This is a genomic window from Streptomyces sp. NPDC006208 (assembly GCF_040613775.1).
Classification (GTDB): Bacteria; Actinomycetota; Actinomycetes; order Streptomycetales; family Streptomycetaceae; genus Streptomyces.
This window is the reverse complement of record NZ_JBEXSW010000091.1, coordinates 1-9,909: the sequence shown is the minus strand read 5'-3', so window position 1 is coordinate 9,909 and position 9,909 is coordinate 1. Positions and strand designations below refer to the sequence as shown.

Here is a 9,909-nt window from a genome sequence, read left to right as displayed (position 1 = left end):
CTGTCGGGGAAGACTTGTCGAGCACGTGGCCAGCGCCCCCGGTCCGGGCCCGTCCGGGCCGCCGGCAGGTTTTCCTGCTGTCGATCTGCAGCCAGCAGGAAAAGAGCACGGCTCCTGCCCGACCACGGAAACCGAGGGCCCCTCGATCACGTCCGTCGCCTCGACCGCCGACTGACCCGCCGGGCCGCCTCCTGGGACGCGCCCTGGGCGCGGCAGGTCGGCCCTCGAGCGTCCGCACCGGAGTGCACCACCCCAGCGGCATCGGTCTCGGCACCGTCATCGTCATCGCCTGTGCCTGGCTGGTCCCGCCTGCTGCTCCGCAGCCTGTTGTAGCGCGTCAACCAAAGGGATCCTTCTGCGACTGAGTGCGGCGAGCGGGCTCGGGTACCCGCCTGGCAACGACCCGTACACGACACGAAAGAGCTGAAGGCCCCCAGGGGGCCAACAGAAGGGGTCGGGTGACGACGATGAACAGGTCAGTGGATCACCCGCCGCGCCCTGACACCGAGGAATCGGTAGGCGAGCTGGTCAAGCAGGCATCGGAGCAGATCTCCCGGCGGATGCGCCAGGAGATGCGTCTGGCGCAGGCAGAGATGCAGCAGAAGGGCAAACGGTTCGGGATCGGCAGCGGCCTGTTCGGCGGAGCCGGGGTGATGGGCTTCATCGCCCTGCAAGCACTCGCGGCCACCGCGATCGTGGCCCTCGACCTGATGTGGCCGCCGTGGGTCTCGGCCCTGACCGTGACCGCCGTCCTTGCGGCGGTGGCCGGCGTGCTCGCCGCCGTGGGCAAGAAGCAGGTCAGCCAGGCCTGCCCACCCGCACCCGAGCAGGCCATCGACAGCGTCAAGGCAGACGTGTCCGAGATCAAGGAGAGTGCACACCGATGACGGACCAGTCCCAGAACAACGACTCCACCCCCACTCCCGAGGAACTGCGGGATCAGGTGGAGGAAACCCGCGAGGAACTCGGCGAGACTGTCGCGGCTCTGACCGCCAAGTCCGACGTCAAAGGCCAGGCACAGCAGAAGGCAACGAAGGTCAAGAGTCAGATCCAGGAGAAGGCCGCCCATGCTCTGCATGTCGCGCAGGACAGGACTCCCCAGCCGGTACGCGAGAAGGCAGCCCACGCCAAGCAGCAGCTGACCGAGACCGCCCACCTCCTGGGAGACAAGATCCAGGACAGGACGTCGGAGCCGACCCGGGAGAAGGCCTATCAGGTGGCCCAGTCCGCGCGCAGCGGCCGCAGCCTGCTAATCGCCGCCGCTGTGGGCGCGCTCGCCGTCGTCTTCTTCGCCAGGCGCAGCAGGAGGTGCTGAATGAAAGCGTCCAAAGTCGCCTGAAGCGGTGAGGCCTGACCGTGAACGCCGACGAGGCGGACGTGGAAGCGCTGATCGGCGCAAGTCGCCTTGAAACTGCGGGAGGAGGGGCCGACCTTGACCTTCGGCTCGCGTCAACGTGCTGGCATGGCTTGTGCGATGAGGATCGCGCGACGTCGTCGTGGTCGTCGGGGTGTCCCGCAGGAGCCACTGGCAGGTGTCGTTGAGGGCCGGCGCGGTTCGTCGAGAGTGTGCAGCAGCGTGTTGAGGCACCAATGGGGTGGTGGCGGGTTTCGACGAGGCCGTCGGTGTCGCTGAGCCCCTCGACCCGAGTCCCACAGCCCACGACGGCAGAAGACGGTGCCAGGGACCTGCGAGCGGGGTGCTGGTCCGAGGTCTTCTACTGCCGTCCCGGCATCGAGGGGCTCACGAGAAGGGCGGGGCGGAGGGGCGGCCAACCCCGCCGCAACCACTTCGTCCCCGTCCCGAGAGTCGACTCGCTGGCCGAGCTGAACGCGATGGTCGACCGCTGGGACGAGGAGGACGACGCGCGGCGGGTCCGCTCCCGTCCGCGGACCGTCGGCGAGTACTTCGCCGCGGAACAGCCGTTGCTGAAGCGTTGCTCGCCGAGCCGTTCGAGACGGGCCGTCTCTTCGTGCTGCGGGTGGACCGCTACAGCCAGATCAGTGTCCGCACGAGCCACTACTCGGTGCCGGTGCGGCTGATCGGAAGGCGGGTGCGGGTGATGCTGCACGCCTCTGATTTGGTGGTCTATGACGACGGAGTCGAAGTCGCCAGGCACGAACGGCTGATGATCATCCGGGGCGCGTCTGGTGCCGGACCACTATCTGGAGGCGCTGGTCCGCAAACCAGAGGCCCTGCCCGGGTCGACCGCGCTGAAACAGGCGTCGGAGTACGCCTGAGTCTGGCTCGGGCAAGATTCGCCGATACACTCGGCGCCCGCTGTCATGATGTCTCGCGCCGTCGTCGTGGCCGGATCCTTAAGATCGCGAATCGTTGGCTTCGCTGGCTCGAGTTCCCCGTCCAGGTCGCCTCACGCACCCGCGGTGGCAGCGGTCGGGGATGGCACCCTCTCGGGACCGGAAGCGATCTCGGGCGGACGCGATCGGCACTGGTCGGATGGGTCGAGGCGGCCTTGGTCTCCTTCGTCAGCGGCCCGTCCCGGCCTTCAGCGCCGACCATCCCTCGGACGCCAAACCCGTCCTGGGGCCGGCGGCCGGGACGGACCGCCCCCTGCAGACTGTAACCGCTGCGTATCGCCGAGTTGCCACGCTGGGCCCTGTGGGCGTGACCTGCGCACACTGGATGCATGAGCGGGATGACCATCGGCGTAACGGTGGAGCGTGAGGATCTGCTCGCCGCGGCCGTCGTCGAGGCCGTCGAAGGAACCGGCGCGTACGCGGGGAGCATTTTCCTCCGCTCCCGCGACCGCCGGTCGATCGTGCTCGCCGCGACGCGCGGGACGCCGCCGTCCCTCCTCGGTGGCTGGCGACTCATCCCGGTGAGCAGTCCCATTCCGGTCGCCGTGGCATACAGCTCGGGGCGCACCGTCCATCTGGCCGACGCAGAGGAGACGATGCGGCGATATCCCCAGCTCGCGGTGGCTCTGCCGTATGCCTTCGGTTCCTGCTCCGTGCCAGTGGGTGCGCGTGGGGAGACTTTCGGTTCGCTGGCGGTCGTCTGGGCGGCTTCACCGGGCAGTGAAGGGCTGTCCAAGGCGCAGCGGCGCCAGATGCGGACCGTCGCGAACCGGCTCGGGGGCTCCCTTGCCGCCCTGCGCGCCCGTACCGGTGATCCGGTCGAGTGCGAGCCGGGGACGGTTCCCGTCGAGACCCCGGCTCCCTCGGCAGCGGCCGTGCGGGTCGGCTTGTTCGACTGGAACCTCGCCTTGGGCACCTTCACTGTGGACGACGAGCTGTGTGCGATCTTCGGTCTCGACCCCGATGCTTTCGACGGACGGGCCGATACGCTTGCTTCCTGCCTGCACCCGGGCGATCGTGTCGCCTTCCTGGCCGGGGCCAGGGAGGCAGACGGCGCGGGCCGGATCACCGCGAGGCGCCTGCGCGTACGGGATTGCCGGGACGGCGGCGACGGCGAGGGGTGTCGCACGGTCGAGTTGTGGGGCCGGGTGCCAGCGGCCGACGACGCGCGGCCAGGCACCCACCTGGTGGGCGCGGTTGTGGATGCCCGGGCCGGGCGTGCGGCTGTTGCTGCGGTCGAGCGGTTGCGGGACGGGCTGTTCTCCCTCGCTCCCGACGGGCGGGTCACCCATGCCAATCGCAGCGCCTTGCGACTGTTGGGCGTTTCTGGTGATGAGGTGCTGGGCGGGTTTCTCTGGGAGGTGCTGCCGTGGCTGTCCGACCCCGACATCGAGTACCGGCACCGGTCCGCGATGATCTCGCAGACGCCGTCCTCCTTCCTGGCCCGCCGACCGCCCGACCAGTGGCTCGCCTTCTCCCTCCACCCGGAGGCGGACGGGGCGACGGGCCGGGTGGTGCCTTTGGGTCAGCCGCACCCGGCCCCGACACCATCCGCCTTTGCGGCCGAGGCGGCACCCGCCGCTCCGTCGGCGCGGCTGGGCGTCATGTATCACGTCCTGCAGCTGGGGAGCGCGTTGACTGAGGCGGTCACCGCACGCGAGGTCTGCGAGGCCGTCGGCGACCAGCTTCTGCCGGCCTTCGGAGGCCAGCAGATGGCGATCTACGTGGTTCGTGACAAAGCGATGCACCGGCTCTTTCACACCGGCCACCACGAAGACTTCCTCGACTGGCTGGAGGGCATGCCGCTGCACGCCCGCCTGCCCGGCACCGAGGCCCTGACCTCTGGCGCGCCGCTGTTCATCGAGTCGCAGCAGGACCTGTCCCGGGGTTATCCGGGCATCCCCACGGGCGAAGTGAGTTCCTGGGCGTATCTGCCGTTGATCGCCTCCGGCCGTCCTGTGGGCACCTGCGTCCTCGGCTTCGACGAGGTCCATCGGTTCACGGAGAAGGACCGCGGCGTCCTGACTGCCCTGGCCGGGCTGATCGCCCAGGCGCTGGAGAGAGCGCGGTTGTACGACTCGGAGTTCGCCGTCGCGCGCGGCCTGCAGCAGGCGCTCCTGCCGCACCGGCTGCCGGTAATCCCTGGAATCCATGTCGTTGCGCGCTATCTGCCCGGCACAAGCGGAATGGACATAGGCGGCGACTGGTACGACGTCATCCCCACCGACAACGGGACCTGTCTCGTCATCGGAGACGTCGAGGGGCACAGCATCGCCGCCGCGGCTACCATGGCCCAATTGCGCAGTGCGGTACGGGCCTTCGCAGCAGTGGGCCATACACCTGGGGACGTGATGGCGGGCGTCAACCGAACCCTCATCGACCTCGACTCCCCCCTGCTGGCCAGCTGCTGCTACATCCGCCTCGAACCTCACGGTCACCACGCCCACGCCGTCACCGCCGGCCACCCACCACCCCTGCTTCGCCATCCCGACGGCACGACCGATGCCCTCGACCTGGACATCGGCCCCGTCCTCGGAGTGGAACGCGCGAGCGCATATCCCACGACCCGGATCACCCTCCCGCCGGGATCCGTCCTCGCCCTCTACACCGACGGCCTGGTCGAGGAACCCGGAGCCGACATCGACGTGGGCATCGACCGCTTGCGAGCATCCCTGGCCCACGCCCGCGCGGACACGCTCGACGAACTCGCCGACCGCCTCCTGCACAACGCCCGCGGCTCCTCCTACCGAGCGGACGACATCGCCCTGCTGCTCACCGAATGCGGCCCCGAACGCGGCCTGCGTGCCGCCGGTGGTGGCGCGTCACCTGATGCCTGAGGCCGTCATTCACGACGAGTTCCTCCTTCTCGCCATCGGGGCCGAGCATGCCCTTCTCGTGCAGCCGCGTCCGGCGGGCGCGCAGCACGGGCCAGAGGGCGACCCACCGCCGCTCGGTGACCTCCGCCGACAGACCCGCCGCCCGCATGCGTCCCAGCGTGGTGGAGACGCCGTTGAGGTCCGAGTGCACCATGAGGAGCACGCCGCCGCGCCTCAGCAGCGGGGGCACGTCCCGGCAGATCCGGTCGAGGACCAACCGTCCGTCGCGACCCGCCTCCCAGGCCCGAGCCGGGCCCGGAACGTAGGGGCGGATTGGTGAGGATGAGATCGAACGTGCGTCCGGCGACGGGTGCCGTCAGGTCGCCGTGCAGCACGTGTACGGGCGTCCGCGCCAGGAGTGCGTTTGAGGCGTGCGGTCCACACGGCGCGACGGCAGATGTCGACCGCCGTGACGCCAGCGCCCCGGGATGCCGCGGCCAGTGCCAGGGCGCCGGTGCCGGTGCCGGTGCCCACGTCGAGGACGGCGGCCCGCGGCCGCAGCGTCTCGCGGTGGAGCGCGAACTGGAGCAGAGCCGTGTCGTCCTGCGGGGCGTACACACCGGGGGGGGGAACGATGAGCTTCACATAGCGCGCTCACCCACTCTTAACTGACCATATCTGGCCCCGGCAACGAGACCGTCTGGCTTCCCCTGAGGCAGTCGATCACCGCTGCCGACACCCCTCCCCTCGCCTGCGGCAGCTCCGGTTCCCGCTGGTTGGAACCCATGACCTACCTCTACCCCGATCCCGTCTCCTCCTTGCGACCCTGACGCCGTCGGGTCCTCGCCGAAGAGCCAGGGGAGTCGTGGCGGGTAGGGATGCTCCGTGGACCAGCACCGCAGCCCGTTGATCGTCTACGCGAACTTCTTCTCCGACGTGGCAGTCAGCCTCGCCGCCCACGACGTCCTGACCCAGTGGGCAGGGCAGGCGCCCCGTAAGATCTGGCTCCTGCGGCCCGGAGACGCGCTCGTCACGCCCGTTGCGCCGAGCGAGACGTTCCACCGCTACGCCTGCGGGCTGCTGGGGGTGCCGTACGGGTCGCTGACGGTGATGACGGCGCCTGCGGTCGAGGGACTGCCCATGGCGGAGGCCCTGGACCGGTCAAGGCTGATGGACGCGCTCTTCGATCTGGTGGCCGCGCGGCCCGGGGCGGAGCTCCTGCCCATCGTCCTCGATGCGTCCACAGCCGCCCTCGCACGACGGTTGGGTGTGACGGTGGCTCCCTACGGCCCAGGAGGCCCGAGTGCGAGCGCGGTGGACGCGGTGCACCGGCTCAACACCAAGACCGGTTTCCGCGCCCTCGCCGCCGAACTGGGCATCCGCATTCCTGAGGGGCAGGTGTGCAAGGGGCACACCCTGGAAGCCACTGCAACCGCGATGCTTCGGGAGTACGAGCGCGTCGTAGTGAAGCCGGACCGCTCAGCAGGCGGCCACGGGCTGTGCTTCCTCTCGCGTGCGGACACAGCGCCGGCACCATTTCGGAACGAGTCTGCCGGGACGTGGGTGGTGGAGGAGCGACTCGATGTCGTCCGGTCGGTCAGCATCCAGATGCACCTGGACGCATCCGGGCCGCGAGTGGTGTTCTCCGGAGAGATGCGCGTCCAGCAGGGCTCCTACACCGGCTATGTCTCACCGCTGGCCGGGTCCGGCGGGGCCGTTGCTGCAGAGCTGGAACGGTGGGGCATGGCATTGGGGGGCCAACTGGCGCGATCGGGCTACGCAGGACCGTACGGGGTGGACGCGATCCTCGCCGCCGACGGAAGGCTCTACGCGACGGAGAGCAATGTCCGCCGCACCGCCACCACCACGACGCAGTTCATGGCGGTCCGTCTGGCCCGTGCTGCGGGCCTGGACGCTCCGGCCTGGCTGCTCGGCAGACGACGCACACGTGCGCCCCACGACTTCGAGGACACCGTTTGCTTGATGGAGCGTGCCGGCCTGTCCTGGCCGGGGGATCTGGCCGGGAGAGCCGCGGGAGTGGTGCTGTACGAGGATGCGCCCTCCGACGGCCGCACGTGGCGCTACGCCGTGCTCGGTTCCACCCGGACTGCCGTATTCGAAACAGAGGAAGCCCTCGCCGCCGTCATGGAGTTCGAGGAGCCGCAACAAGCCTGAGGTGCCGAGAACACCACAAGCCTGAGGGAACCGAGGCCACAGGCCGGACACGCAGCTTGCGTGCGAGTTGGAGGACATCGTGCCAGTCGGCACGATCGGCCCTGATCATGCAGGAATGACCCAGGCCCAGACCGGTGCCGAACTGGGCCTCTCCCAGATGCACGTCTCCCGGCTGCTCGCCCGCACCCTGAACAACCTGCGCACCGACATGCTCGCCGAACAGTGACACCCCGTGTGCCGCGTCCGTCTCACAGAGGCAACTGAGGCAGCAATGCAAGGTGGGCGGCACAGAGGTTCCGGGGTGATGCTGGAGGTGGGGTACCAGCCGGGGTGAGCTCCCTGCGGCTGGGCCCGGCACGGAGCCACAAGTGATCACCAGCCCTCGGTGGCTCCTGCGGAAGCGGGCAGCAGCGGCCTGTGTCGCGCTGCCCGCAGCTGACTGACCGGTCAAGCATGCGCTTCCCGGTGGCATCGGACGACGCCACCGGGAGGCCATGATCGTTACCTGGCCTTGATTCTTACAGGGGCCGAGGTCGTCCCCGCTTGCGTTCCCCCGCTGCTCCGGCTGCTCGCGCAACTTGCGGGCCTGCTCTTTCAGCCGCTGCCGCTCATCGGGGTCAGTCACGCGCTCGGCGGTCTGTTTCGGGTCCTCGACTTACTGCCGCAGCTACCGGCTTGCGTCGCCGACCTCTCCTGAAATGCTCATGATCACTTCTCCGTGACGGCGGGAGCGTCACCACTGGCGAACCTCCGGCCGATCCAGCTACATCACCGCGGAAATCCTCAATGCAACCGGAGGGACCCCGCTGCCCTGACCCAGCCCGGGACGACCGAAGGAAGACGGGCGGAGCTCCGCCTCTCAAAGCCCTCCTGCTGTGGCGCCCGTTGAAGGCGTACGTGTGGACTGGTCGATCGCGGAGGTGGCCCGGATGTCGGGCGGGACCGCCCGGACCCTGCGGCACTACGACGAGATCGGTCTCCTCCCGCTGGCCCGGAACGGCCGATGGCAGCCGCTCCGCAGGGCTGTACGCAAGAGAGGCCACCGAACATCTCGACCGGTTCAGCTGACGTCGCTACGCCACCAAAGGCGGGCCGTTCAGGGACGGCGCTGCTCGTAGACCGCCGCGTGCAGGGCCTGCACGGCGTCCTGGGCACCCTGCCGGTCCTGGCCGTGGTCGATCGCCTCGAGAGCGGCGGCCGCCGCGGTGCGCACGGTGTGTGGAAGACCGTCGTCGGCGGCAATCCGATACGCAATGGTGCGGCGCGCGAGCCGCTCCTCGCCGGAGACGCCGGCCGGGCCGGTGAGCGGGAAGACGGCGGCCTGGTACGTAGCGATGCCCAACAGCACGCCCTGGGACAGTCCCTCGGCGTAACCCTGGACGTTCGCGTCCCGCTCCGCCTGCCCGAGGTCGGCGAAGACGCGTCGGCGTACCAGAATCGATCCGCCCCATGCCCCGACGCCGGTCACGACGCCGGAGAGGACCGCGGCAGCGGGCCCGGCCACGAGGTAGCCGCCGCATGCCCCGAGCGCTGCGGCGCCGATCGCCAGTTGCGTGGTGATCAGCACGTGGGCGCGGGTGACCGCTCGGGTGTCCATGCCTGGCAGTATGCCGAACGGCACCGAACGCGCCGGGCCCGCCCCTGACCGGACCGGCAGCGGCGAGAGTCGGGCAGCGACCACGGCGGCCACAGCGCGGTCCGGGTAGGGACGTTGCGGGGCGTCAGGCGTCGAAGGGGACGGTGTGCCCACACGGGCGGGGTGTCCTCGGCGCCACTGCACGGTGTGCCGACCTCAGCCCTGCGAGTCCGGCTTCCAGTCCTGGACGAGGAGCCCGAGCAGCACCTCATCCAGGAACTCGCCCATCACCCAGGCCGAGGAGCGCAGCACGCCCTCGCGGACGAAGCCGTTGCGCTCGGCCGAGCGCAGCATCGCGGCGTTGTCCGACAGCGTCTCGATCTGCAGCCGCTGCAAGCCGCGCACGACGAAACCGTAGTGGCACAGCACCGCGACCACGTCGGTGCCGTAGCCCTTGCCGCGAGAGGACGGCAGCAGTCCGAGGCCGATGTGTGCGGACCGGTTGTGGTTGTCGATGTTCCACAGCACCGCGGTGCCGACCAGCGTGCCGCCGTCCAGCTCCACCACAGAGAACGGGACGTGGCCTTGCTCCTTGTCGTCCACCACGAGCCGCGAGTCCTTCGAGCCGGGCGTGATCGGCCGCCACGGCCGGCCTTCGGCCCGCGAGGCGTTGACCACGTCGTCGTAGAGCTCAGCCCGCAGGATCGGGATGTCGTCCTCGTGCCGGGCCCTGAGCCCGACCTTGCTGCCTCTTAGCATGCAAGCTTCCTATCCGACCGGGCTCGCCGACGGCAAACCAATAGGGCAACTGCATTGGCACCTCCCAGGCCCCCAGGGCCTGGAGGCACGTCGCTGGGCCCCAGAAGGTCCGCCGGACAGGCCCTGGCGGTGAGGCGCTCCAAAATCAGTGGAGCAGCGCCGCTGTGCGCCATTAGTGGCTGTTGTCTTTCCGGGCTTGAGGGCTGCGTTTCCGCTGGTCAGGCGTGGGTTCGGCGGTCTCGGGGAGTGGTGACGTGTTGAGTTGTC

At 69.6% G+C, this 9,909-nt stretch carries 6 protein-coding genes and 4 pseudogenes; 6 read left to right on the top strand and 4 right to left on the bottom strand.

Translation table 11 applies throughout. The features are described from left to right. Positions 1–467 precede the first annotated feature (467 nt). The 3 genes from ABZ208_RS38240 to ABZ208_RS38230 all read left to right on the top strand — a co-directional run bounded on the left by ABZ208_RS38240 (position 468) and on the right by ABZ208_RS38230 (position 5,153). On the top strand, positions 468–887 hold the full coding sequence (locus ABZ208_RS38240; RefSeq protein ID WP_356914056.1) for a phage holin family protein: 420 nt from the start codon (positions 468–470) through the stop codon (positions 885–887). After that, positions 884–1,315 carry a DUF3618 domain-containing protein gene (locus ABZ208_RS38235; protein WP_356914055.1) on the top strand — a complete coding sequence of 144 codons (432 nt, stop codon included), beginning with the start codon at positions 884–886 and terminating at the stop codon, positions 1,313–1,315. Before ABZ208_RS38240 ends, ABZ208_RS38235 begins: the two co-directional genes overlap by 4 nt. A 1,330-nt stretch (positions 1,316–2,645) precedes the next feature. Next, the gene (locus ABZ208_RS38230) at positions 2,646–5,153 is read left to right on the top strand and encodes a SpoIIE family protein phosphatase (protein ID WP_356914054.1); all 2,508 of its coding nucleotides are present in this window, start codon (positions 2,646–2,648) and stop codon (positions 5,151–5,153) included. On the opposite strand, the pseudogene ABZ208_RS38225 reads toward ABZ208_RS38230, so the two are convergent. After that, a pseudogene (locus ABZ208_RS38225) lies at positions 5,089–5,750 on the bottom strand (HemK2/MTQ2 family protein methyltransferase). The gene ABZ208_RS38230 and the pseudogene ABZ208_RS38225 overlap by 65 nt on opposite strands. A 267-nt stretch (positions 5,751–6,017) precedes the next feature. Here ABZ208_RS38225 and ABZ208_RS38220 point away from each other — a divergent pair. Continuing rightward, positions 6,018–7,307, top strand: a complete 1,290-nt coding sequence (locus ABZ208_RS38220; RefSeq protein WP_356914053.1) for an ATP-grasp domain-containing protein — start codon at positions 6,018–6,020, stop codon at positions 7,305–7,307. Positions 7,308–7,422: 115 nt separating this feature from the next. Then, positions 7,423–7,533, top strand: a pseudogene (locus tag ABZ208_RS38215) (sigma factor-like helix-turn-helix DNA-binding protein); the annotation flags it as partial. Positions 7,534–7,842: 309 nt separating this feature from the next. Here ABZ208_RS38215 and ABZ208_RS38210 read toward each other — a convergent pair. Then, positions 7,843–7,938 (bottom strand): annotated as a pseudogene (locus ABZ208_RS38210) (DUF6381 family protein); the annotation flags it as partial. A 268-nt stretch (positions 7,939–8,206) separates the two neighbouring features. Between ABZ208_RS38210 and ABZ208_RS38205 the strand changes: the two are divergent. After that, positions 8,207–8,308 (top strand): annotated as a pseudogene (locus ABZ208_RS38205) (MerR family DNA-binding transcriptional regulator); the annotation flags it as partial. Between the two features lie 95 nt (positions 8,309–8,403). Here the strand turns inward: ABZ208_RS38205 and ABZ208_RS38200 are convergent. Both ABZ208_RS38200 and ABZ208_RS38195 read right to left on the bottom strand, forming a co-directional pair. Further along, complete coding sequence (locus tag ABZ208_RS38200) at positions 8,404–8,904, bottom strand: hypothetical protein (protein ID WP_356914052.1); 501 nt, start codon at positions 8,902–8,904, stop codon at positions 8,404–8,406. A gap of 195 nt (positions 8,905–9,099) precedes the next feature. Next, entirely contained in the window at positions 9,100–9,642 is a 543-nt protein-coding gene (locus ABZ208_RS38195) for a GNAT family protein (RefSeq protein ID WP_356914051.1), read from the bottom strand. Positions 9,643–9,909 lie beyond the last annotated feature (267 nt).